Origin of the sequence: Enteractinococcus helveticum (genome assembly GCF_001657475.1) — a bacterium.
Lineage (GTDB): Bacteria > Actinomycetota > Actinomycetes > Actinomycetales > Micrococcaceae > Yaniella > Yaniella helvetica.
This window is the reverse complement of the sequence record NZ_LXEY01000015.1, coordinates 41,783-66,753: the sequence shown is the minus strand read 5'-3', so window position 1 is coordinate 66,753 and position 24,971 is coordinate 41,783. Positions and strand designations below refer to the sequence as shown.

At 57.3% G+C, this 24,971-nt stretch carries 19 protein-coding genes and 1 pseudogene; 7 read left to right on the top strand and 13 right to left on the bottom strand.

The annotated features are described in order from the left end of the window. Window positions 1-7: 7 nt before the first annotated feature. The 3 genes from A6F49_RS05210 to A6F49_RS05205 are packed head-to-tail and all read right to left on the bottom strand — an operon-like array spanning window position 8 to window position 2,792. Window positions 8-1,297 (bottom strand): amidase family protein, encoded by a 1,290-nt coding sequence (locus A6F49_RS05210; RefSeq protein ID WP_067605624.1) that lies wholly within the window; start codon window positions 1,295-1,297, stop codon window positions 8-10. Between the two features lie 47 nt (window positions 1,298-1,344). After that, window positions 1,345-1,500 carry a hypothetical protein gene (locus A6F49_RS17990; protein ID WP_161485772.1) on the bottom strand — a complete coding sequence of 52 codons (156 nt, stop codon included), beginning with the start codon at window positions 1,498-1,500 and terminating at the stop codon, window positions 1,345-1,347. Window positions 1,501-1,508: 8 nt separating this feature from the next. Beyond that, a complete protein-coding gene (locus A6F49_RS05205) occupies window positions 1,509-2,792 on the bottom strand; it encodes an L-lactate MFS transporter (RefSeq protein ID WP_456072987.1) in 1,284 nt (427 codons plus the stop codon). Window positions 2,793-3,565: 773 nt separating this feature from the next. Between A6F49_RS05205 and A6F49_RS05200 the strand changes: the two genes are divergently transcribed. The 4 genes from A6F49_RS05200 (at window position 3,566) to A6F49_RS05185 (ending at window position 8,889) form a co-directional block, all read left to right on the top strand. Next, on the top strand, window positions 3,566-4,378 hold the full coding sequence (locus tag A6F49_RS05200) for an IclR family transcriptional regulator (protein WP_043057346.1): 813 nt from the start codon (window positions 3,566-3,568) through the stop codon (window positions 4,376-4,378). 232 nt (window positions 4,379-4,610) lie between these two features. Next, complete coding sequence (locus tag A6F49_RS05195) at window positions 4,611-5,972, top strand: MFS transporter (RefSeq protein ID WP_043057347.1); 1,362 nt, start codon at window positions 4,611-4,613, stop codon at window positions 5,970-5,972. A 64-nt stretch (window positions 5,973-6,036) separates the two neighbouring features. Then, window positions 6,037-8,064 (top strand): acetoacetate--CoA ligase, encoded by a 2,028-nt coding sequence (locus tag A6F49_RS05190; RefSeq protein ID WP_043057348.1) that lies wholly within the window; start codon window positions 6,037-6,039, stop codon window positions 8,062-8,064. 63 nt (window positions 8,065-8,127) lie between these two features. Continuing rightward, window positions 8,128-8,889, top strand: a complete 762-nt coding sequence (locus A6F49_RS05185; protein ID WP_043057349.1) for an SDR family oxidoreductase — start codon at window positions 8,128-8,130, stop codon at window positions 8,887-8,889. Window positions 8,890-9,271: 382 nt separating this feature from the next. On the opposite strand, the pseudogene A6F49_RS05180 reads toward A6F49_RS05185, so the two are convergent. Beyond that, window positions 9,272-10,471 (bottom strand): annotated as a pseudogene (locus tag A6F49_RS05180) (IS110 family RNA-guided transposase). 682 nt (window positions 10,472-11,153) lie between these two features. Here A6F49_RS05180 and A6F49_RS05175 point away from each other — a divergent pair. Further along, entirely contained in the window at window positions 11,154-11,786 is a 633-nt protein-coding gene (locus A6F49_RS05175) for a GyrI-like domain-containing protein (protein ID WP_043057350.1), read from the top strand. Between the two features lie 949 nt (window positions 11,787-12,735). On the opposite strand, the gene A6F49_RS05170 is transcribed toward A6F49_RS05175, so the two are convergent. The 4 genes from A6F49_RS05170 to mhpA all read right to left on the bottom strand — a co-directional run bounded on the left by A6F49_RS05170 (window position 12,736) and on the right by mhpA (window position 18,223). After that, window positions 12,736-14,730, bottom strand: a complete 1,995-nt coding sequence (locus tag A6F49_RS05170) for an acetoacetate--CoA ligase (RefSeq protein ID WP_082911604.1) — start codon at window positions 14,728-14,730, stop codon at window positions 12,736-12,738. 17 nt (window positions 14,731-14,747) lie between these two features. Continuing rightward, window positions 14,748-15,623 (bottom strand): fumarylacetoacetate hydrolase family protein, encoded by an 876-nt coding sequence (locus A6F49_RS05165; RefSeq protein WP_043057351.1) that lies wholly within the window; start codon window positions 15,621-15,623, stop codon window positions 14,748-14,750. Window positions 15,624-15,817: 194 nt separating this feature from the next. Beyond that, complete coding sequence (locus tag A6F49_RS05160; RefSeq protein WP_067605620.1) at window positions 15,818-16,537, bottom strand: VOC family protein; 720 nt, start codon at window positions 16,535-16,537, stop codon at window positions 15,818-15,820. A gap of 33 nt (window positions 16,538-16,570) precedes the next feature. Continuing rightward, a complete protein-coding gene (gene mhpA / locus A6F49_RS05155) occupies window positions 16,571-18,223 on the bottom strand; it encodes a bifunctional 3-(3-hydroxy-phenyl)propionate/3-hydroxycinnamic acid hydroxylase MhpA (protein WP_043057352.1) in 1,653 nt (550 codons plus the stop codon). 227 nt (window positions 18,224-18,450) lie between these two features. Here mhpA and A6F49_RS05150 point away from each other — a divergent pair, with 227 nt between their 5' ends. Both A6F49_RS05150 and A6F49_RS05145 read left to right on the top strand, forming a co-directional pair. After that, window positions 18,451-19,422: an ABC transporter substrate-binding protein gene (locus tag A6F49_RS05150; RefSeq protein ID WP_043057353.1), complete on the top strand. Its 972-nt coding sequence runs from the start codon at window positions 18,451-18,453 to the stop codon at window positions 19,420-19,422. 135 nt (window positions 19,423-19,557) lie between these two features. After that, the gene (locus A6F49_RS05145; RefSeq protein WP_043057354.1) at window positions 19,558-20,235 is read left to right on the top strand and encodes a GntR family transcriptional regulator; all 678 of its coding nucleotides are present in this window, start codon (window positions 19,558-19,560) and stop codon (window positions 20,233-20,235) included. A 94-nt stretch (window positions 20,236-20,329) separates the two neighbouring features. Here A6F49_RS05145 and A6F49_RS05140 read toward each other — a convergent pair whose 3' ends face one another. From A6F49_RS05140 to A6F49_RS05115, 5 genes are all read right to left on the bottom strand, one after another. After that, window positions 20,330-22,132 carry an FAD-dependent monooxygenase gene (locus A6F49_RS05140; RefSeq protein WP_043057355.1) on the bottom strand — a complete coding sequence of 601 codons (1,803 nt, stop codon included), beginning with the start codon at window positions 22,130-22,132 and terminating at the stop codon, window positions 20,330-20,332. Window positions 22,133-22,792: 660 nt separating this feature from the next. Next, window positions 22,793-23,083, bottom strand: coding sequence for a type II toxin-antitoxin system Phd/YefM family antitoxin (locus tag A6F49_RS05130; protein ID WP_043057357.1), 291 nt, complete (start codon window positions 23,081-23,083; stop codon window positions 22,793-22,795). Window positions 23,084-23,385: 302 nt separating this feature from the next. Continuing rightward, the gene (locus tag A6F49_RS05125) at window positions 23,386-23,961 is read right to left on the bottom strand and encodes a PIN domain-containing protein (RefSeq protein ID WP_052504764.1); all 576 of its coding nucleotides are present in this window, start codon (window positions 23,959-23,961) and stop codon (window positions 23,386-23,388) included. 37 nt (window positions 23,962-23,998) lie between these two features. Further along, a complete protein-coding gene (locus A6F49_RS05120; protein WP_043057358.1) occupies window positions 23,999-24,439 on the bottom strand; it encodes a helix-turn-helix domain-containing protein in 441 nt (146 codons plus the stop codon). 237 nt (window positions 24,440-24,676) lie between these two features. After that, on the bottom strand, window positions 24,677-24,925 hold the full coding sequence (locus A6F49_RS05115) for a hypothetical protein (protein WP_043057359.1): 249 nt from the start codon (window positions 24,923-24,925) through the stop codon (window positions 24,677-24,679). Window positions 24,926-24,971 lie beyond the last annotated feature (46 nt).

Below are 24,971 nucleotides of genomic sequence, written 5' to 3'. Positions count from 1 at the left end.
AGGAGTTTTAGCTGAAGTTTAATACGCTCTGAAGGTGTTGTGCTGTGGTCAGGAGCTGTGGGTCGGCAAAGCGAGCACCTTGTACTGTCAGGCCCACGGGCAGCTCGCCGGTGGCGACGGGCAGCGGGAGGGTTGCCATCGGTGCACCGAGCACGGTGCCTTGAACTGTATTGCGAGTATAGAGCGGGAAGACGGCGGTGGGTTGGCCCAGATGAGTGACCACACCTTGTGACCCGATGACCGGAGCAGGAGCAGGTGTTGCCGGAAAGACCAGCGCATCAAGGTTGTGCTGGACAAGCAGCGCAGCATAGAGATTTCGGGCCGTGACGACGTCTTGCTGGGCTGTCGCATAGTCGGCGGCGGTGACCGGATCGGCCAGGGCGGCGGCCAATGCGTCGGCGACATCTGGGCTGTCAACTTCTTCGGCCAGCTGTTCCAGCGCGTCGTCGGGGGTGGTGTCGAAAACGGGTGCGGCGGTGGCGGCCAACAGTCGGGGCGCTTCCCACCAGACGATCGGTGCTTCGACGGGATTGGTGAGTTCCAGCAGTGCCCGGTAGTCCACCTCGATGACCGTGGCGTGGTTTTCGAGCTGGCACAACGCGTCATCAACGGCACGTTTTGTGTGGGGGTCCAATGCCTGATGCAATTGTTTGGGTACCCCGATCCGTAGTGGTGTCGCGGAGGTGGGCTGCGGCTGACCGGTGATGAGCGTGTCAATGTCTGTGATGTCTTCGAAGGTGCGGGCGAAGATGCCCGGGGTGTCGCGGGTCCACGATAACCCGGTGATTTCGGCGGTAGGCCAGCGGCCGGTGGAGGGCCGGAAGCCGTAGACACCGCAGTGGCTGGCGGGAATGGAAACGGACCCGCCCGTGTCGGTACCCAGTGCAATATCGACGGTACCTTCGGCAACGGCGGCGGCACTGCCGCCCGAGGATCCGCCGGCGGAGCGATCCGGATGGCCGGGCAGTCGCACGGGACCGTAGGCGGCGTTTTCCGAGGTGATACCGAAGGCCAGTTCGTGCATGTTGGTCATGCCCACGACCACGTGCCCGGCGTTTTTCAGGGCGGCAACTACGGGTGCATCGGCGTCGGGCAGGTCGAAGAATAGCGCTTGGCACCCGGCCGACCGGGACAACCCATCTACCCCAATATAGGCTTTGACCGCCAGGCTCCGGGGTGTATGGGCTGGATTCCTGGCTGCCAGTGCATCGAGTTGTTTTTGGATCTGGTACTCATTGGCGACTTGGATCCAGACGCCGTCGGTGGGATTCGTTACCAGGTAGTTCGAGGCAGCCATGTCCTGAAGTATAGGCACAAGGGCGGCGTCGTCGTCGGCGGATGTGTTTACTCTGTGAATAACGCGCCGGCTTTGATGGCGGTGTCGACGAGGCCGTAGCCCAGGCCCATGATGACGATCAGGGCCAGCACGACGGCGATGGTGCGGTAGGTCTGGCTGACTTCGGTGGTGGAGGCTTCGGTGAATTGTGGTGAGGTGCTCATGGGGACTCCTAGTGGTGTAGGTCGTATTCGATGGTGTGTTTTTCGGCGACCGGGCGCATCAAAATGTTGGCGATCAGCCCGATGGCCAGGAGGCCGACCATGATGTACATAGATACGGTGTAGAGGTCGGGGCCTTGGGCGCCTGCGGTGGCTTGGGATTCGACCACGCTGTTGACGATCAGTGGTCCGGCGATGCCGGCGGCGGCCCAGGCGGTGAGGATGCGACCGTGGATGGCGCCGACTTGGTAGTAGCCGAACATGTCGCGCAGGTAGGCGGGCATGGTGGAGAAGCCGCCGCCGTAGAAGGACAGGATGAAGATTGCGGAGAGGATGAAGATGATCAGCGAGCTGTTGCCGACAAAGGCGATGAGTAGGTAGAATAGGACGCCGACGCCTAGGTAGAGCAGGTAGATGTTTTTGCGTCCGATGTAGTCGGAGGCGGTGGACCAGACGAAGCGGCCGGCCATGTTGGCAAGCGACAGGATGCCTACGAAGCCGGCGGCGGCTGCTGCGGTGACGCCGGGGAAGTAGTCCTGGATCATGGGGGCGGCGTTTTCCAAGATGCCGATGCCTGCGGTGACGTTGGTAAACAGCATGATCCACAAGAACCAGAACTGTGGGGTCTTCAGCGCCTGGTTGGCCGAGACGTTGAGGTTGGTTTGCATTGGGGCGGCTTCGGCAGCTGCTGGGTCCCAGCCCTCGGGTTTCCAGTCGGGGTGGGGTAGACGGATGACGTAGGCTCCGGCAGCGATAATGAATGCGTAGCTAATGGCCAGGGTGATAAACGTTGGCACCAGGCCGGCGGCAAGGTTTTCGGTTTCGGTTCCGCCACCGAATAGTGCCATCAGTGAGTTGGACATGGGGCTTGCGATCAGCGCTCCGCCACCAAAGCCCATGATGGCAAGGCCCGTGGCCAGCCCGGGACGGTCCGGGAACCATTTCATGAGCGTGGAGACCGGGGCAATGTAGCCGATGCCCAGTCCGATACCGCCGATGAACCCGTAACCGAAGTAGACCATCCATAACTGGCCAGTCGCAATGCCGAGTGCTGCGACGAAGAAACCCACGACCCATGCGGTCCCGGCGACGATCATTGACTTGCGGGGTCCGGCTTTTTCAACCCAGGTGCCACCAAAGGCTGCCGACAGCCCCAGCATGGCTATGGCTACCGAGAAGATCCAGCCGACAGACACCTCGCCGACGTCAAACCGCGACATCAGGGGGATTTTGAAGACACTGAAGGCATAGACTTGGCCGATACATAAGTGGATGGCCAAGGCGGCGGCAGGAATGAACCACCGATTAAATTTCTTTGGCGCTACTATTGCCGGATTTGTCTAAAACGCTGGCCATATGGGTCCTCTCGCTGCGAGTATGAAAGTCATCAGCTTGAATCGTCAAACAAACTGAGCATATTTTAGCCACATACATGTGTCAACACTCATATAGTTCGTAGAGTTCGTCACAAAAATATCAAAGAACAGTCAAACCTTACCCGAGCGGTGCAGCCTCCAAGCGGCAACTGCTGGAATGTGGCGGATTCTGTCACAATGGAATCAGCACGCTCCGCGTGGCGCCATCGTGGCCTGCAAAATGAAGTTTGCATCTACACGCGAATTGGGGCGCGACGACGTCGTCCCCCCCATGAGAAGGTTTGTGGTGGGCACACGACATGAACGTTTTTATCACGGCGCGCGATAAGTCCCAGTGGCCGTGGAGCATGATGATCCTGGCACCAGAATGGATTGAGCCGGACATGTTTCCCATGGCAGTGGTGCAGGCCGGTGAGAAGAACCCGCCTGCACGCCCCAACAGGTGGCTTAGCACTGTCGAGCGTGTGTGTGGGGGGTGCTTCTATAGTGTTCGTCAAGCTGGAGCTAGTTGGGCTGGCGAGATTCGTAGAAAGCGCCATCTCGGAGCAGGGCGAAGGGGCCCAAGAGCACGTCTGATCTGCGCCTGGCGAGGGCGATGACGGCTTGGTTGTAGAGGTAGTGTTGAGCTTGTCGGGGCTTGCACATGCTCAAGTCCCCTCATGTTGTCTGGCAAATGGAAGGGTCGAGCACCTATGTCATCCTGGGACAGCGGGCCATCGGGGGAACTCGCCGAAGAGTCGCCGGCCCCCGTGGAATCAGTTGACCGTGCGCTCCGTCTCCTGCTGTATCTGCGCGATCATGACTCGATCTCGGTGAAGGAGGCTGCCGCACATCTTGGTATCGCAGCCTCAACGGCGCACCGGCTGCTGTCGACTCTCATACGTCGAAAATTCATCGTCCAAGACTTCGCACGTCGTTACCGGATGGGGACGGCGCTGTCGATCGAAGACCCGGGGCGGGTAACTGGGTCCATGCTTGTGGCAGCTGCTGAGCAGCCATTGGCGGAGCTGCAGGCGAGAGTGGGTGAAACCGTGCAGGTTATGGTGCTGCGTGGTGGCAACATCCGATTCCTCGACGGACTGGAGCCGGAGGCGGTCCTGCGTGTGAGTAGGCGCGTCGACGATGAAATGCCCGCATTTGTCTCCGCCGGTGGCAAAGCAATCCTCGGCCGATTGTCCAATCAGGAGGTGGAGGAGATCTATCGCCGGGGCTTGATGGCCTGGCCCACGCGGCGCGTGCAGACCATGCAAATGCTTAAGCGGATGTTAACCCAGGTGCGCCAGAGAGGCTACGCTCTAAGCGCGGAAGAGACCGAGCAGGGGGTTGCCGGTGTCGGGGTAAGTGTGGTCGGGCCTGACGCCCGGCCGGTGGGTGCGCTGACTATCGCGATCCCGAGTGCGCGCTTTCGGCGAGCTCTGGTACCGGAATACGTGGCTGCGCTGCAAGCCGCCGCACAACGCGTCCAAGACGAACTATTCGGATCCAGTTCTGTCAGACATTCCTGAGTGCGGAATAGTCAGCAGCGAGTTTTCATCGCTGGGGATGAAGCGTCTTTAGTTTGTGGCGGAAAAATGACTGCATACCCCTTAAGTGGGCGTGGTGAAAGACTTGGTATTCCTCTAGGAGGAATCTTCCACAAAAACGTTGACTGCGTGACGCGGACCTCAATATGGTCCATATCACGCCATAGGGATGGGACAGTAAGCAGTCGCATTCTGGTTTTAACGGAAGGTACCAATGACAATCAACACCCAACGCTCAAATCGGGGACCAGCGGAGGTCCTCGCTGACGTCCGGCAGGGCCGGATGTCTCGATTCCAGATTACGGCGGTCTCCATCGCACTGCTACTTGTGATCTTGGATGGCTTCGAGGTCGGCATAATGGCATTTGCCGCCCCAGAAATCCAGGAGCAGATGGCGATCAGCCCCGATGTCCTAGGCTACGTTTTAAGCGCCAGCCTGTTCGGCATGGCGATCGGCTCGATCTTCCTGACCCCGCTTGCTGACCGCTTCGGCCGCCGTCCTCTGACCCTGGCGATGTTGATTTTGATCGTGCTCGGTATGGGGCTCACCATTACAGCCCCGAATGCCGGGATGCTAATCGTGTGGCGAGTGCTGACCGGTCTTGGTATCGGCGGGATGATGGCTAACCTCAATGCACTGGTAGCAGAATACTCCTCCGACGCTCGTCGCACCACTGCCATCGCAATCTACGCTGCTGGTTATCCTATCGGCGCCACTATCGCCGGCGTCGTTGCTGGACCGTTGATCCCCCTGTTCGGGTGGCGGTCGATATTCATCGTAGGCACTATATTGGCCGCTGGCGCGTTGCTCGCTGCCTGGGTACTGCTGCCAGAGTCTCTCGATTATTTGCTGGGGCGGCGCCCTACCAATGCCCTGAATCGCACTAACAGGATCCTCGACAGGATGCATCTAGAGCAGCTGGCTGACCTGCCGGTGGAGGATCGTGTTGGTTCAGGCTCAGCCGAAAACAAGGGAGCCATCCGCGAAGTCCTCACCCCGCCGGTACTACGCCTCACCATAGCCCTCTGGGTTGGTTATGGGTTACTCACTGCCTCCTACTACTTTGCTAACACCTGGATCCCGACCATTCTGACCAATGCCAGCGGTGACCCGCAGCTGGGCAACATCATGGGCATTGGTGCCAATCTCGGTGGTGTGTTGGGGTGCTTCATTTTCGCCGTCCTCGCCACCCGCTTCAGTGGTCGTACTCTGTTGTATCTGACGCTGTTCGCCGCAGCCGGTGCGTATTTGCTGTTTGGGCTGATCTTCAGCATCGTTCCCGTCGCCGTTGTCGTCGGGTTCCTGCTCGGTATGCTGACTACGGCCGCCATCGCCGGTTTCTACGCGGTCGCCCCGACTATCTATTCCGCGCGGGCGCGGGCTTCCGGCATCGGCTGGATGATCGGCCTTGGTCGACTGGTATCTGTCGCCGCACCGATCCTGGTCGGCTACATTCTAGCCACCGGGATGCCGCCCGAACGGGTCTTTATCGCGTTCGCGGTGCCGTTAATCATCGCCGGCGCGGCCGCTGTGTCCCTGTTGATCGGGCGCCGGACTGCCACCATGGCCGGCTAACCCCCAACTGGGATGTCCCTTGTTGAAATCGTTCTCGTATGCCTACCCCTTTCCGGAGGAAACCATGTCTACTTCCATCGATACCTCACATGATGCCCCCGTCACTTGGTCACCGACCGAGCAACAACTCGAGAACTGTCAGATGAGTCGCTTCGCGCGATGGTCCGAGCAGCGTTTTGAACGCACGCTGCCGGATTTCCGCGCCTTGTGGGACTGGTCCGTTACACAAACCGACGAGTTCTGGCGAGCGATCCCGGAGTACTTCGATGTTCTGGGCGACGGTTTCGACGAGAGTCCCGTGCTGGTGGATGATTCCATGCCGTTTGCCACGTGGTTTCCGGATGCACGATTGAACTTTGCCGAGAACGTGCTGCGCCATGCTGCCAACCCTGCGCTGCGCCATCATGAGGCCATCGTGGACGTGCGCGAAGACGGCAGCCAAACGCCGGTCACCTGGTCCGAGTTGGAGGCTCGCGTCGCCTCCCTAGCACAGACCTTCCGTGAATTGGGGGTGGAGCCGGGCGACCGTGTGGCCGCGGTACTGCCGAATATCCCAGAGGCCATCATCGGTTTGCTGGCGGCGGCCTCGATAGGCGCGGTGTGGACCATCAACTCCCCAGATCTCTCCGCAGAGGCGAGTGTGAGGCGAGTTGAGCAGCTAGAACCAAAAGTCCTCGTCACCTGCGATGGTTATGTTTTTAACGGCAAGGAGCAGGAGCGACGAACACATACCGCAGAGATCGAGACAAACCTGCCGTCGCTGGTAGCCACTGTGCTGGTCCGTACTTTGCAACCGAGCCGCGCGGCCGGTGAGATGCATGGTCCGAGCCATGGGGGGCGCCCGCGGATAGCCTTCGATGAGGCCGAGTGCACCCCGACTGCGGCACAGTACGAACGGGTGCCCTTCAGCGCTCCACTGTGGATCTTGTTCTCCTCCGGCACCACCGGAGAACCGAAGGGGATCGTGCACGGTCACGGCGGTATGACACTCGACGGACTCAAGGGCATCGCGTTGCATCAGGACATGGGCCCAGGCGATGTCTACTACGTGGCCGCCAATACCTCTTGGATGGTGTGGAACACGCTAGTTCACAACCTGCTTGCCGGCGCAAGCGTTGTCACCTACGCCGGGTCACCGAAGGCGACGGACAAGGACCATCATTTCCAGATCATCTCGGACCTGAAGGTCACCCAATTTGCCACCGGAGCAGCATATCTGACCATGGTGGAGAAGTCCGGCCTCGATCCCCAGCGTGGACGTGATCTTTCAACCCTTCGTTCCATTCTCTCGACCGGCTCGCCGTTGCCATCGAGTACCTGGCTGTGGGTTCACGCCGCGATCAAACAGGACGTCCATTTGGGCTCGGATTCCGGTGGTACCGACATCTGCGGCGGCTTCTTAGGTTCCAATCCGATGGAGCCGGTGCATCTCGGATACTTACAGGGCCCCCTGCTGGGGGTCGCCGCGGAGGCCCACAACGAGAATGGGAAGCCACTCGTGGGAGAGGTCGGAGAGATGGCGGTGACAAGGCCGCTACCGTCGATGCCGCTCTTCTTCTGGGGCGATGAATCCGGGAAGCGCTACCGTTCGTCCTATTTCACTGCGCAACCAGGTATCTGGATGCACGGTGATTGGATCACCCGCACAGCAGAGGGGCGTTACGTCGTCCATGGGCGTGCGGATGCCACGTTGAACCGGCAGGGCGTTCGCATTGGCCCCTCCGACATCTATGATGCTTTGCAGGCTGTCAAAGAAATCGAGGACTGCATGGTGCTGGGAGTGGAGGAGGAAAACGGTGGTTACTGGATGCCGCTGTTTGTCGTCCTTGCAGAGGACGCCGTTCTAGATGACGCCTTGCGGGATCGTATCCGTGACACGCTGCGCAACAGGGCGAGCGCTCGACACGTCCCCGACGAGATTATTGAGGCCCCGGAGATCCCTGTGACCCAGACGATGAAACGTCTTGAGGTGCCATTGAAACGGATGTTTAGCTGGGGTCCGAGTGACAATCTGATCAACCGTGACTCGGTGAAAAATCCGAAAGCCCTGGACTGGTTCCGGAATTTCGCGCAGTCACGCCGTCGCGGATAAGTAGCAGAGTATTCGTCCGATGGGGACGGTTCACCAATACCTTCAGATTTGGAGTAGAAAATTATGACCCAGCGAGTCCTAATCACAGCTGGTGCCAGCGGAATCGGATGGGCGATCGCTAAGGCATTCCTGGCTCAAGGAAGCAAAGTACACCTCTTTGACCTCGATCAAGATGCCATGGAAAAGGCTCTAGACACTGACTCGAACCTCAGCGGCAGCGTCGGCGACGTGACCTCCACAGAGGATGTTGCCCAATTGGCCCAAAACCTGGACGACAGGTGGAACGGGCTTGATGTTCTGGTTAGCAATGCTGGTATCGCCGGTCCCACCGCCCCAGTAGAGGACTATGATTTCGCCGCCTGGAAATCGGTGGTCGATGTCAACCTCAACGGCTCCTTCAATGTGGCTCATCGGGTCGTGCCGCTGCTAAAGAAAAATGGTGGTGGCTCCATCTTGATCATGTCTTCACTCGCCGGCCGCTTCGGCTATCCAAACCGCGTCGCCTACTCCACCACCAAGTGGGGGTTAGTCGGATTTACCAAAACGCTGTCGCTGGAACTGGGGCCCCATGACATTACGGTCAACTCGATCCACCCCGGGGCAGTAGAAGGCAACCGTCTGGAGCAGGTGTTTGAGGGCCGTGCCCAACTCTCGGGGCGCAGTGTCGAGGATGAGAAAGCCGCGGGGTTAGAGAACCAGGCGATCAAATCGTTTACAAACCCTGCGGACATCGGTGCACTCGCAGTGTTCCTCTGTGGTCCGCACGCTCGAACAATCTCGGGTCAGCAGTTCTCGATCGATGGAGATTCCAAAGCTGCACAATAGAACTTCTAGCTATTTCGTATTGCAATCCCACCAGATGCCTAACGGCACCTGACGAGCTCCACGGCTGGCATAAGGTCATTATCGGAAGCCAGACATGTCGTTGCCGCATCGGTCCTGACATGGCATAAGACCGGTTCCTTTAAGTCATGTCCTACCAGATTCTCATATCCGACTGGAATAAAACCCAGGACGCTTCGCGTAGCCGTGATAGTAGCGCGTTGGCTGGGTTGGGTGCGAGCAGGCCATGATGTGCTCCCAGGATGAGGTCGAGTCGATGTTAGGCATGATGACCTCCTGTGTAACTTGAGTGCGAGCGCTTCGGTGTCGAAGCCAGCATCAGGTGCGGCAACAGGCCGCTAGGGGGGTGCTTCTATCGTTTTCGTCAAGCTGCTGGAACAAGTTGTGCTGGGCGAGATTCGTAGAACGTGCCGTCTCTGAGCATGGCGAACAGGACGTCGGATCGGCGTCTGGCAAGGGCCATGACGGCTTGGTTGTGGCGTTTGCCTTCGGCGCATTTCTTGTCGTAGTAGGCCCGCGAGGCGGGGTCGCCTTTAATCGAAGCAAAGGCAGACAAGAACAGCACTCGTTTGAGGACTTTGTTGCCGCGCCGAGATGGGGATTCTCCACGAATGGAGGTGCCGGATTGGCGGGTCACGGGCGCGATGCCAGCATATGAGACCAAGTGTGCTGCGGATTTGAAGTCCTTGCCCACCACTTCCGTGAGAATACGTGCTGCTGTCCTGACCCCGATGCCTGGCATGGAGGTCAGGACTTAGGTAAGAGGGTGCGCATCAACGACTTTCAGGATCTCTGTTTCGATCTCTGCTCGTTGTTTGGTGAGTTGCTGAAGTTGAGCCGTCAACCGCCCGACGATGTGTTCAGCAGCTTTGGTCCCGGTCACGATGGTGGTTTGTTCGGCGAGGGCGGCAAAGATCTCGTCAGTAAGTCGACCGGCCATCCGGGGTGCGAGTTTCTTCAAGCGGATTCTGACATGACCTCGTCCTGCGCGTTTCAGGGCTGCTGGAGTGGGATATCGGCCCAGTAGATCGATCACGGCAAGGTGAGCTAACCGTGGACCCAGCACCCGTTCCAGCGATGGGTGAATCTGCGTCAGTAGTCCCCGCAACCGGTTGCGCACCTGGGTCAGCTGGGCTGCCAGATCATCATCAAACCCACACAGCATCGACAATTCAGCAATCTGCTCTTCAGCGATGGTGATCCCACGCAACGTATGAGGCATCGTGCGTGCTGTTTCGGCGATAATGTAGGCATCTCGAGCATCCGTTTTGGCCTGGCCCGGATGCAAATCGGCTACCCGACGCATTGTGAGGCCAGGCAAATACGCGACTTGGATCCTGAGTCGTTGAGCGACCGCAATCACTAACGCGCCGATGGTTTTGGGCTGATCCACCACTACCAACAGCTCACCGTATTTGGCGACAAGATCTTTCAACAGCTCCTGAATCATTGGCTCAGACTGCGGCAAGAGTTTGTCATGCATCACCTCGCCATCGCGGTTGACCGCGGTGGCATGGTGGTCAGATTTCCCAACATCAATCCCCAGAAATAGTTGCGGCTCCATCGAACACCTTCTTCGGGTCGTTCCAATACAAGACCAGGTCACCGAGGGTTCACCCGTTCACAACCACGTTACACAGCCCCACGGAGCGTGCTTCTATTAGCGATCCGAACGAACCAGACCGGTTCCGGTGACAACACCCCCCGGATTATGGTCAACTGGGGGCAACCATCATGCCGGAACCAGCCGGCCACCTACACTGCATATCCTGCCGGAAAGCAGTGACACCTAAAAGGTAACGGGGAGTCCGGGCTCAGAGCGCCCGAAAGGGGATATGTAAGAAGTTTTTACATATCCTCAAAACGTGTAAAGAATTTAGCGTATTTTTTACATGTCTTTGCAACGTGTAAAAAACCCGGCATATTTTTTACACGTCGGGCCCCGGGCCAGCGAATCCAGACTCTTTCCCAGGAGGTTCTTGTTCGTTCTTGAGCAGAACGCAAGCTAGCAAACAGGAAGGTTTCTTACAATAGTAGTCATCCTCTTCAAGGTGTGAGTCAGAGCGTGAGGCCCCGTTGCTGATCCGCGGCCTCAGTCCTTTTTCGGCATGAGTGACGGATGCTGGGTCAGCCTGCAGACCGACTACGATACTCAGATGTCACTGGATCAGAGCGCGGATGAGATCACGGCGATCAAACCGCTGGTTGCTTGATTCCGTCTGCATTGAACTCAGCAAAGGTGAGTAATGATCGAAAAGATCGATTTCAAGAAAACACTGGATGCCTACCGGGCAAAGCGCGGAGAATTTCGCCTCGTCGACGTCCCGACTATGCAGTATCTCATGGTCGATGGCCAGGGTGATCCGAACGCCTCGCCTGAGTATGCACAGGCGCCGGAGGCGTTGTACCCGGTGGCCTACAAAATGAAATTTATAAGTAAACGCGAGCTCGGGCGCGATTACGTCGTCCCACCACTAGAAGGACTCTGGTGGGCTGACGACATGAGCGCGTTTACTAGCGCACGAGATAAGTCCAAGTGGCAGTGGACCGTGATGATCATGGCTCCTGAGTGGATCGAAGCGGCAGTCTTCGAAAGTGCACTGGCACAAGCTGGTGCCAAGAACCCTCCTGCGCTGCTTGGCGACGTGCGCCTTGAAACATTGGCAGAGGGGCGCTGCGTACAAACGCTGCATGTTGGGTCATACGACGACGAAGGTCCTGTGCTTGAACAAATGCACCAAGAGTTCATTCCCACACACGGACTGCAGCTGACTGGCAAACACCACGAAGTGTACTTTTCAGATCCACGAAAAACTGCGCCTGAGAAACTCCGCACGCTACTGCGCCAGCCCGTCACCGACGACGCCGCAGAATCGTAGAACGTATCGCGCTCGCAGGCTTTTCACAGATAGTTCATGCGTGATTTTGAGCGGAACGCAAGCTCGTCGCCAGGAACGTTTCTTAGAGTAGTAACTACCTCTTCAAGGTGTGAGTGATGAAGACGCGAGGCTCCGGGTTCCAGTCCCGGGGCCTTTCGTCATTTCACGCACCTCTACGGCCCAGATACCACCGTTTCATTCGTCGAGGCGGTCATGAAACCACTTATGCTCGGTGTCATCCCACCGACTACTTCGCAGTAAGGACAGACACAACCAGTCAGGTCCACTTGTCTTAGGGGTGTCTTCTTTTAGGATTTGAGCCGACTAGGGAAGCTGGTTCAACTTCGGGCTCGAAATGCCATGGTTTTAGAGACTGTTCAGAGTCAAGGTAAAAAATTACTCGTTGATGTAAAAATTTACCTAAAGATGTAAAAAATTACATCGTTCGATTCGAGGCGTTAGTTCAGGAACTAACGCCTCAAGATTTGCACAGCCACCCGAGTGAGTCACACTGATAGCTCGTGATGCATATATCGTCTAGGTGAGCGAGGTTGTGACTATCGAATATTCGCATGCACAGCATTTTCCCAGACCCTTCATGCTTGACTTTGAGCAGAATGCAAGCTCAGCGTCAGGAACATTTCCTAGAGTGGGTATCACCCTCTTCGAGGTGTGAGTGATGAGAGTGTTGAGGCCCCGGGTTCCAGTCCTGGGGCCTCATCCATTTAATAATTCGAATTGGCTTCCTCAAGTAGGAATACGACCACGTCACGTAAGGGTTGAACGTTAGGTTGAGGGAATTCCCAGCTGATTCACTTGAGAATTTGAGTGGAACTCAAGCCGCCAATCAGCAAGGGTCCTTAGAGTAGGTACTACCTCTTCAAGGTGTGAGTGAGAGCGTGAGGCCCCGGAGCAAATCCGGGGCCTCAGTCCTTTAATTCTTGCGGCGCTATGACGCCATGGCGCGACGCTGGGCAAGCTCGACGAATTCCGCCAGTGAACCAGGATTGGCGATCGCGTCTTGGTTCACCGCATCAGCGGTTCCCCGGACGAAGAGTTTCTTCAGCGGCACTTCGATCCGTTTGCCACTGTGGGTAACAGGGATGTCGGCGACGGCGATGATCTCATCTGGCACGTGGCGCACGGATGCTTGGGTGCGGATCATCTCAGCGATACGGTCTTGCAGCTCGTCAGTAAGTTCGGCTCCTTCAGCAAGCTGGACGAATAATGGCATCCAGTAACTGCCGCCGGGTTGTTCTACGCCGATGACGGTGGACTGCTCGACTTCTGGAATGTGACTCAGCGCCGCGTAAATCTCAGCGGTGCCGAGTCGCACACCCTGCCGGTTCAAGGTGGCATCGGAGCGACCTTCGACGATAAAGCTGCCGCGCGAAGTCTGGATAACCCAATCGCCCTGCGCCCACACACCGTGGGGGTAGGTATCGGTTGCAGGGAACCGGTCGAAGTACGTGTCGCGGTAGCGCTCGCCGTCGGGGTCATTCCACAGATAGAGCGGCATGGACGGCATCGGTTCGGTCATCACGAGCTCGCCGACCTCATCGAAAACTTCCTGACCGTCGTCGTCGAAGGATTTTGCGGCCACCCCGAGCATCGGTCCCTGCAGTTCGCCCAGGCGGATGGGCTCCAGCGGGTTGGTGCCAATGAACCCGGAACAGATGTCGGTGCCGCCGGAGTCAGAGCCGAGCCGGACGGCGGGGTTGACATGTTCGTGCACCCAGCGCCAGGTGGATTCGGGCAGGGGAGCGGCGGTGGAGAGAATGGATTTCAGCCCGGTGAGGTCCCAGTGTTCGGCCGGCGAGATACCGGAGCGTTCGACCAGGCTCAGGTATGGGGCGCCCACGGCAAACCGGGTGGTGTCGGTGGCGGCGATGACCTCGAATTGGCGGGCGGGGCCGTTGATTTTGGGCGAGCCACCGTAGACGACCACGGATGTGCCCAGTGCCAGCGCTTGGACCAGCGTGTTCCACACCATCCAGGAGGTATTGGCGGCAACGTAGTAGCGGTCGGTTGGGGTCATATCCTGGTGCAGGCCCTGGCCTTTGAGCGATTCCAGCAGCATGCCGCCGTGGCCGTGAACAATGCCTTTGGGATCACCGGTGGTGCCGGAGGAAAAGAGGATCCACAATGGGTGATCGAACGCGACGCGCAGATAGTCGACCGGGCCATTGGTTGGAGCTTGGCGGTAGTCTTCGATGCCCAGGTGGTGGTTTAGGCTGGGCAGCCCGGCGCGCAGCTGGGCGTTATATTCGGTGAGGTCAAAGAACTTACCGGCAAATGTGTACCCGCCCGAGGTAATCAGCACGGTGGGTGCCAGCTGGCGCAGCCGTGCCAGGGTTGCGGTGACGGTGAGATCTGGCGAGTTGATCGTCCAGACCGCCCCGATTGTTGCGCTGGCCAGCAGTCCGATAATGGCCTCGGCGTTATTTGGCAGGACGGCCGCTATGCGGTCGCCCGGTTGCACGCCGAGGTCGCGCAGTTGCTCAGCCAGGCCATGGACCCGGGTGCGTAACTGCTGCCAGGTCACGGTGTCAATGACGTTGTTTTCATCAATGTTCACCAGTGCTGTCGCGTCGTGTCTGACATGCTCTCGCGTGCGTTCCAGGACGTTTTCGGCAAAGTTCACTTGCGCGTTCGGATACCAGACTGCTCCGGGCATGGTCGCATCGGTCAGCGCATCGGTGTCGAACCCATCGCCGAGCACCCCGAAATACTCGCGCACCGCATCCCAGAATGCCGGCAGCTCGGTGATCGACCAGGCGTGGAGACGGCGGTAGAGCCCGGGGGCGATGTTGCCGTCGTCGTTAAGAAGTTCTCCCACGTCTACTGCGTGGGTGTCGGTGAGCCAGTGTGCGAATCGAAACATCTGGGTATTGGCCGGGTTGGTCGGGTGCCAGGTGATCGGTGGTGGCGCAGAGTGCGTCATCGAGGTGTCCTTTGGGATTATTTGACGAAGGTGTTCCGGATCGAGCCGATGCCGTCGATCGTTGAGGTCAACACGTTACCGGGTTGCATTGCGATACCGTGAGCTTTGCCAACCCCGGCCGGGGTGCCCGTGAAAATCAGGTCGCCCGGGAACAGCGTGACGATTTGGGACAGGTCGGCGATGATTTTGGCGACCGGGAAGACCATGGAAGCGGTGGTGCCGTCTTGGACTTTCCATAAGCCACCGTGGTCTTCGGTTTGTGGGCCTTCTAGAACCGCGGAAATGCGCAGTGCGTTGGGATCTTCAAATTCATCGATGGTGACGACGGCGGGGCCAACCGGGCTGAAGTTTGGATACGACTTGCCCAGGGAGAATTGCGGGACCGGTGGCCGCAACTGCACGCTTCGTTCCGATAGGTCCTGGCCCACGGAGTATCCGGCGACGTAGTCCAAGGCATGGGCTTCAGAAACCTTGTGCGCTTCTCGTCCGATGGTGACGACCAGTTCGGTTTCGTAATCCAGTTCACCATGTTCGACATCGGGAATGACGACGTCGACGTCGGCTCCGGCCAACGACGACTGGAACTTGGTGAATACGATGAGGTTTTCTGGATACGGAATGGAGGCCTCATCGGCGTGGTCACGATAGTTGACGCCGATGGCAAAGATCTGGCGTGGTAACGGGACCGGTGCTAGGACATCAACTGCCTTGGCTTTGAATCCGTTGGAGATTTCGCGGGTGGTAATGGTTGAGGCCCATGCGGTGAAGTCTGCCCAACGCGTGTAGATGTCCATGGGGTCGGGACCGAATGCGCCTTCGGAGGCGACGTGAATATCCAGATGGCGGTCTGAATCGGTGAGGGTCGCGCGGTGATTAACATTTGCGATACGCATGAGAAGTCTTTCGTGTGTCATTGTGGTGGTCGAAGAAGTGCTGGCGATCATGAGCCGTGGCCGATGCCGATACCCTTCCGGGAACGGTATATGAGATTTTGAGAAGGGTTGTTCGTGAGAAAATACGCCAGGATTTTCTCACTAACAACCTATGTTTAAGAATTCATCATTGTTTCTACCGGCAAGATGGCTGATTAGTCGAAGGTCGGGTCCAGAACGCCTTCGGCATCCGGGCCGGGCACACCGTTGGAAAGTTCCGGTTGGGCTTCCAATCGTGCTGGCCAGACATCCGGCAGCGTCACGTCGCGTTTCTGCTCGGCCGGGGTGTATTTGCCGTTGTAGGTATCTTTTTGAATGGTCTGGAAATCGTCGCCTCGGTTGCGGGCTTCGAGCAGTTTTTCTGGATCGAACTGTGGGCCGAGCTGATCTTCCGCGAACTCCTGGGATGCCCACATCCATTCTTTCGAAATGATCCAATCGCCCCAGGCATCCACCTGAATTTCCACGCCGTTGCCGTCCGGGTCGGTGTAGTACAGCGACATGGTCATGCCGTGATGTAGGCAAACGGCCGGCAGGATGCCCTCATCCCGCAGGCGCGCATAATTATCAATCCACTGATCAAATGTGGCGTATTCGAATGCGGTGTGGTGTAGGCCCGCGGTGTGTGGTTTATCCACCGGAGGCTTGGTGCCCGGCAGACGCAGCAGTGCGATGCGGTGATTGGCCTCATCATTGGTCAACCATGCGGCATGTTCGGCGTAGTAGACCGGTTGCAGACCACAAACGAGTTCGTACCAGGAGACCATCGCATCGACGTCCATGGTCATAAACGTGGCGTGGTGTAACTGCGGTGGTGTGATCGGGCGCTGTTTTGGATTGCGAGAGTACGGGGATGGGCTATTTGGCAGGCTCATGAGTGCTCCTTAGGAAAATTGCGGTAAGAAAATTTAGGCTTCGAGTTGGTAGGCGTTAGCAACCTCGGCCAACAGGCCGGTCAAGTGCTGATCGGTGTCGGTGGCCAGTGCTGCGGCATAGTAGAAGTCGGGTCGGATGACCACGACAGACAGCTTGTGTGCTGTCAAGGTGTCGCGGTACACTCCACCGACATCGAGCGCATTGATGACACCGGTGGTTGGATCGCTGATGGGTAGATCGGCGGCCGTGACGTCCTCGAGGCGCACGATGACCAGTTCTTCACCTGCTCGCCAGCTACAGGCCGCGGTGGTTTTTGCCAACGCATCAGCGACGTCGTCGACAGTGAATTTCTCACCGTCAACCACGACTAACGTTGCGCCCGGGGCCAGCTGGTCGCCCAACTTGGTGACGGTTTCACCGGCGGTGCGATAGGTGAGCTGGCCGTTGACCGAGACGAGACCAGGCAAATCGGTTGTATCGACGACTGTGGCGCCAGGGCCGAGCCGTTCGGGTGGTAGCGGCGGTAGCGCCTCTTGCGGATTGGGTCCCGCGGCCAGGAAATGGGCATCGCGGGCGGCAACCTTGTCTGGATCGACCTCGCAGATGACTTTACCGAGCTCAACCGACATTGCGATGGCATGTTTGACGTGTTCCGCGCGCTCCGTGGAGTAGGTATCCAGCAGACCCTCGTCGGCGCTACCGCGCAGGACCAGATCGAGTTTCCACGCCAGATTCGCGGCGTCGCGCATCCCAGAAACCATGCCCTGACCGTAGAACGGTGGCATTAAATGGGCGGCATCGCCGGCTAGCAGCAAACGACCATCGCGCCAACGATCGACCCAGCGGGCCTGGAACGTATAGAGCGCCCGGCGTTCTAGCTGCGTATTTTCCGGGGTGTATCCCCAGGGTTCCAGCATGCTCCAGGCGGCTTGATCCGAATTGAACACGGCCAGGTCGTCGTCGGGCATACGCATGAATTCAAAACGACGACGGCCGGGCCCAGCGGACACGGTAGTCACCGGGCGGGCCGGGTCGCACACCTGCAGGTTGTCAGGAGTGAAGGTATCGCCGCCGTCCGGAATGAGGTCCAGGACCAGCCATTCGTAGAAAAAGCCCAGATCCTCGATCCGCGAGTCGGTATATTGGCGCACGGTTGAGTTCGCGCCATCGGCACCAATCACATACCGGGCAAAGAACTGCCGGTATTTGGTGGTGCGCGAGGTGACGTCTAACCGGATGCATTCCGCACCGTCGACTTCGGGGTTCGCGCCCTCGGCCACGCGATGCAGGCCGCGCAGTTCAGTGCCGCGGCGCACCGTGATGTTGTCATAGTCGGCCCCGCGTTCACGCAGCGCATTTTCTAACGACGGCTGATTAAACATCGTCGACGCCGGCCAGCCTTGGCCCGAGGGTTGGCTGAAATCAAAGCGCAGCATCGTCTGGCGGTCGGCGGTCTGCCATTCATACGTATCGGTGGCCACCGAAAACTCGGCCAGCTTGTCACTCAAGCCCAATTGATCGATGAGGCGCGCGACGTCGGGCGTATAGGTCACTGCACGCGGCAGCGGATACGGCTTTTCTTGTTTCTCGATGGCCAAAACCGAGTGGCCGCGTTCAGCCAGTAGAAGCGCGACAGCCTGGCCCACCGGCCCCAGGCCAACGACGGCGACGTCGTAGAGTTTCATACGGTCTCCTCAACCCTGCAGAGTTTTATCGATAATATCTCTGCTCGTCGATAATTCAGTATAGCGATCATAGCACCATGTGCTCCGTGTCACGCAAGGGGTGGGTGGGGTGAGTGTCGAAAGTTTTATTGACGATCGATTAAATTGATGATAACCTTCGAGGTTATCGATAGTTGGATGTGACGGCTGCCACAAGGCGTGCCGCGTCGACTCGATGAGGAGAATCCATGAATATTCGACGCACTGCAGCTTCCGTGGCTGCACTCGGACTCACATTTACCTTGGCCGCGTGCGGTGGCGGGGGAGATGCCGCCAGTTCAGGCGACGCCGAAGAAATAACCACCCTGAACCTGGGCACGCTGCCGATTGCCGCATCGACCGCGATCAACGTGGGCATCGAAGAGGGCATCTTTGAAAAGCACGGCCTCGACATTCAGATCGACTCCGGTCAGGGTGGTGCCGCAACCCTGCCGGCAGTGACCACCGGCGATATTGATCTGGCTGTGGGCAATCCACTGACCGTGCTGCTGGCCGACACCCAAGGTCTGGAGGTCCAGCTGGTTGCCGGTTATTCAAACTCGCGAGCTGAAACACCGGATACCACTGCGATCGTCGTCCCCGAAGATTCTGAGATCCAGGACGCCGCAGATCTGGCCGGTGCCACAGTGGCCGTCAACACCCTCACTTCAGGCGGTGACCTCAATGCGATGGAAGCTGTTGCCAAGGCCAACGGAGATCCAGGGACCATCGATTTTGTGGAGGTGGCCTTCCAGGACACCCTCCCGCAGGTTGAACAAGGCAATGTGGACGCCGGCTGGCTGGTCGAGCCATTTCTGAGCCAAGCCCTGGCCAACGGTCACCGGGTCGCTTCATGGCTCTACCTCGAGTCGATCCCCGGCGGGCAACCCACCATGATTGTCTATGGGGCCGATAAATTCGTTGAAGAAAACCCAGAAGTTGTCGAAAACTTCCGCATAGCGCTGGATGAGACGCTGCAGATGGTCCAGCAGGACCCGAATCTGGTGCGCGACTTGCTGCCAGAGTTGATGAATATGCCAGAAGAAGTTGCCGCCAATCTGGAGCTGGATGATTTTGACGCCGAGCTCGACGTCGAAGGCATTCAAGCCATTGCGGATCTGATGGTCACCCACGGTTTTACCGAACAAGAACCCGACGTTGAGGGCTTGATCGGCCAATAACTTCAACGCTAACCCTGTTTGACGACGCCGCACACTCGAGAAGACACGTGTGCGGCGTCGTATAGGTTAGACGTAATGAGTAAGTAGACTGAGCTTCCGTTGTAACGGACAGAGAGGGCTATCCAGGTGAGCTCCATGACAAATACCGCCGAAGCGCGCGGCGCATCTCGTGTCGAAAAAATGTATGAGCAACTGCGGCTCGACATTATTTCGGGCACCTATCCGCCTGGCACTCCGCTGCGCACCTCCGGGCTGGCTAAAGACGCCGGAGTGAGCTTGTCGGTGGTGCGTGAATCCCTCATCCGGCTGACGGAAAACGGACTCGTCGAGTTTGTCCAAAACCAGGGCTTCCGGGTTATGGAAGTGTCGCGCGAGGATCTGATGGATCTGTCTGAAGTGCGCATCATGATGGAAACCCGGGTGCTGGCCCGCTCTATTGAACGTGCCGGGTTGGACTGGGAAGGCCAAGTCGTAGCCGCCCACCATAAACTTGATGCGCTGTCAGATCCTGCAGCTGGTGGAATCGGATCGCCCGAGTGGGCTCACGCGCACGCAGATTTCCATGACGCACTTGGTGTGGGTTGTGGTAGCCCACGGCTCATTAATATTGTGCGACTACTGCGCGACTCATCGGAAATCTATCGGCAGCTCTCGGGTCCTAGCGGTGCGGAAAGTGGGCGCGACATTCGAGCTGAGCACACCCGAATCAAAGATCTTGCGGTCGCACGCGACGTTGACGGCGCAACCAAAGCACTGGCCGACCACCTGCAACAAACCACCGATTTGCTCTTGAACGAGGTCCTCACAGACTAGCGTCACTGCCATGCGGACGACGTCCGAGTAGGTTCGACACCCCATGCCAAAGCCCCCGGAAGATTTTCCGGGGGCTTTGGCATAGGTCAAGTGACTATTGTGTGGCGGGAGTGAGGTCAGCATTGCGGTGGCTGAGCTGTGTCAGCACACCGGTCAGGGCTTCTGCTGTGGTGCCTGCGGCCGGGAGGTCTTGGCTACGCCAGGCAACAAAGCCATCAGGCCGAATCAGCACTACACCTGCCGGACCGTGACCGCGCTGATTGACCCACGCGCTACGCGGATCAAGGAGGTCGCCCGAAACATGGCCAATCGTATAAGCATTAATCGGAACATTGAGTTGCGAAGCGACCTGCTGGGCACCGGCAACCCAAGCTGCGCCGTCCTCACCAGCTAGTAGCAGGTATTCGCCGGGCACCAACAGGTCAACGATGGCTTTGCGCTCGCCGTCTGGTCCATCGAGCCAGGCATGTGGCACCGGGGAACCCGGTACGGTGCCTGGCTGGTAGAGACGCATCTCATCTGGGTTCGGCGGGGGTATCTCGCCGATGGCAACGATCGCGCTTGAATCATAGTGGTAGCCGAATTCGACGTTGTGCTCGCTGAATTCCATCGACTGTGATGCAATGGCGAAACGCACACGTGCCTTATATTCCTTATCGGTCGGGTCATCGGACCACAGACGCTGTAGCGATGCGATGTTCTCTTTTTCACTTTGGGTAGGGCTCACGCCGAGCATGGCGCCGATATTGATGTGGTTCATCGCGTTTTCGGTTGAGCGGCGAACGTTGCGTGCCGCAACAGGCTGACGTTCCGGTTCGTAGGTGTTGAGCAGGGCTGGCGATGCCTGACCTTTGAGTACTTGAGCGATCTTCCACGTGAGGTTATCGGCGTCCTGAATGGCAGTGTTTAGTCCCAGCCCGCCAGTGGGGCCGTGGCGGTGGGCAGCGTCGCCCAACAGGAAGGTTCGATGTTCTTGGAAACGCTCTGCAACGAGCGCTTCGAACGTCCAGCGAGTGATCTTGTGTATCTCGGGCTCAAAATCTGGCAAGCCCAAAGCGTGCTTCATATCGGCGATCATCGCTTCGTCGTCGAAGACGCGCTTATCTTCGGTTGCGTAGTTGAGGTGGAAAACCCACTCTTCGGAATCTCGCCCCCATTTCTCGGGGCCCATGGGCACCAATAGCGTCAGCAGGCCACTGTGCGCGGGCCACATCCAGCGGATGAGCACCGATGGGTCATCGTTCATGTACTGGGAGAGATCGGCTGTGAAGTGAATGGAAACGCTATAGAGAATATTGCGTTCGCCTTGCATCTCGATGCCCAAGTGGTTGCCGACCATGCGACCGCCGTCAGCGCCCAGCGGGTACTGGCTGCGCACCGTGTAGGTTTCGTCGGTTTCGCGGTCCCGAATGGTTGAGGTAACGCCGTCGTCGTCTTGGACAAAGTCGATGAGTTCTTGATTGAATTTGACGCCGCCTGGGTTCTTTTTCAGGGCGTGCTCGAGTAGGACTGGTTCTAGACGGATCTGTGGCAAGTTGGTTTGACGGCACGGGCTGGCGGCGATCCAGGCTGGATCGGTATAGCCTGCGCCCCAAGATTCTTGGACGGCGATTTCGCGCCCGTAGATTTCGTGGTCGCCCTGCAGTCCGGCGTACCAGCCGGTGCGGGCCATATTTTCTGGGGGAGTGCCTTTGGTGTAGATGTCGTCTGCGACGCCGAGGCGACGGTAAATCTCCATCGAGCGCTGCTGCACTACGTGGGCCTTCGGTAAGACAGACGTACCTGGCGCGCTGGAGATGGCAAGGGAATCGATACCTAAATCAGACAGGAGCATCGATGCGGTGAGTCCAGCGCCACCGGCGCCGGCAATGAGAACGGGAACATCATACTGAGTCATTTTGACCTCCAATAAAGTCTGTGAATTGAATCACACACTCATTGTAGGCAGCGTCTATCGCTAGGTCAATAAATTATCGATAACCCTTTAATTCATTGATAATACAAGTTTCTTGAGGTGATGTTCCCCGGGAGCGCGCGACGTCGATGGGGTGGTTAAAGTCCTGGCCGACCATCTGCAAATGACTACCGACCTGTTGTTGGATCAGGTTCTCGTTGACAAGACATGACCGGGTAGTGCGGTTGAAGTAAGCAATGGTGTCCGTGAGGCCATGTCGTGTTGTCATGAACGGGTGTCTTCCGGAGCGTGGTGTGCAGACAAAGAGCTGTCACCGGTCGAGGCTCTTCAAGGCTCGCAGATAAGCATCCAAGTTCTGGCGCATGCCGACGGCTACCATCTGGAGGTCAACCATGGTGTACCGGCCCGCTTGTTTTCGGTAGACGAGTCGGTAGCGAGGTTTACCTTGGTGTTGTGGGAAATCGAAATACAGTTTAAATCAGTCTGAGAGGTCACCCGTGTGCGAAAGCTCGTCCAGTGGTTGCCCTTTTCGCTGACCTTGTTTTAGATCGGCAATTACCTGCAGCGTGAGCTTCCGGACCTTATTAGAGGGTAGCTCTTCGAAGTCCCTCTTGAATCCGGGGAGCATTGATAAAGATGGTTTCATTCTTGGTGAGGCAGCTCGACGTCGTATTCTGCAAAAAGCTCATCCATGGACTCTGCCGGACCCTCATCTGAGCGCTTACGCACCAGTTCCGCGATCTCGTGATCTTCAATTATCATCGCAATGCGTTCATATAATTCGTAGGGGATCACGGCTGCTTCGGGTTTTCGATGGGAGCCAAACACCATAGGTCGGGCATTGATTCCGTCTTTCCGGAAACGCTTTAACACGTTTGGCAGCTCTTTGCGGGCATCCGCGGAGGTCCAAATGTGAGGAGGCAGCATAGTCATAAGGCTAGCCTAGCAAAGATGTACTGGAATATGTACATCTTTTGTGTGGCGTGCAAATAAAATTTGCGATGAGATGAACCTTCGAAGCTCTTGAATTGACGCTTCCTGAGGGCGTCATGCAGTCAGGGTACTGATTAGCGCCACCCTGACGAAAATAGCGCGACAGTTTTGCGACGTCGAAGGGGCCGCAAAAGCCTTTATCGACCATCTGCAAAAGACTATCGACCTGTTGTTCAACGAGGTTCTTATCGAAAACAGCTAGTCTGGGAGCGGTTAGAGCTGAGTGGTTCTCAGTGCCCCCGTTATAGCCCTCGTCTAGCCATCTTTCGAAGCTGTTCTCGAACCAGCTCTGCGAATTGCGGGCATTGAGCTTTACGGAGCGATTCGTCAAGTTGCTGCTGATTAGTCTTTTTAGACCAGTAGTCAATTTGATCTTTTATAGGTGCGAACAGCATATCTTGCGATGCTGAGTTGGCGACGAGGATAAAGAAGTCGTCTGGTCTGATGATCTCGTAGGGTTCTTCACCGGTTGTGCTGTCGCTCGGTGCATTGTTCGTCAATACGAGATCTGAGGCACAATGAATAGCTGCAGCATGTATGTGATAGTCATGCTCATCCTTGCCCGTAAATGGTAAGTTGCCTGGAAATGTGTCGAGTACTTCATCGATGTTTCGTCGCATGAGTTCATGACGACGCCGAATCATGTAGCCCGGCGCTCGAGGATTTCTCTTACGCATATTGGCGAGCACTTCGGCAAAGACATCGTCTGTGGAATGAAGCTGGAACATTCCTTTGTTTTCGAGCCGTAGAAGAAAAAACCAGTCCATTTGCGTTTTACTAAATAAGACGTTGGCATCCACGAAAACGCGTTGGGTCATCACGTCATTCTAGAAGCTCTAACGTGCATCGGACTGACTATGAATTATCAATTTCGTCCAGTTCAGCGTCTAGAGCTCGTAATTCAGCGAAAGCTTCTCTTCGATCCTGCTCGCGTTGCATTTTGAGTGCCAATACATCTTGACGTTTAAAACGGGTGTGTGTACCCACTTTATGGGAGCTGATCTCCCCGGCTTCGACCCACTTCATAAGTGTCGGTCGGGAAACGCTCAAGAGGTCTGCTGCGGTGGTGCTAGTCAATTCTTCTGGTATTTGGCCGATACTTACGCTGCCATTCTTTGCAAGTGAGTGAAGTGCGCTCGCGAGAAGTTTTTGGATGCTCGAGGCTAGAGGTTGTTCGCTGCCGTCGGGAAATTTTAGAACCAGCTGGGCGTCTGTCAGATTCACTTCGTCTGCGGCGCGAGCTTCTTCAAGAACCTTGTTGTCGATAGAGATTCGATCTGGAGTGAAGGTTTCCATAGTATCTCCTTTCATGAGCGACATCGCGCGGTGTATGGGACCAAGATTAGTTGGTTTCACTTATATCTGCAACCCAGATTTTCTTCTGTTTAACGCACTCAGAAGCGCTTCACCTCCATTGAAATTCTCGCCTTTATCAGAGTGATTCACTGGAAGATGCGACGTCCGGGGGGCTCCGTGAGTAGCTGCAACAGGTCTCGGCCAATGCCTGCCCTCCGTCGGTACTTTGATGTATCTTTAGCGCCACTGGCGCAGCGATAACATATCTGAACGAAGCTGCGCGTGCTCTTCAAGTGCATCGATCAAAGCTGCTTGATGGTTATCTTGAAGTTTGCGTAACAGGTCTTTATGCCACGTTTGATCAGTGCCTTGCTCAAAGTTATTGGTCTCGTCGATGTTGCGCAGCACGCTATATAGAACTGCTTTGCGTTCGTCGTCATTCAGCGCAAGCAGGGCTCGTTCAATCTCGACGGCGCTCCATTTCATGACACAAGTCTAGGGCAGCTACCTTGGGATATGCAGGAAAATCAGG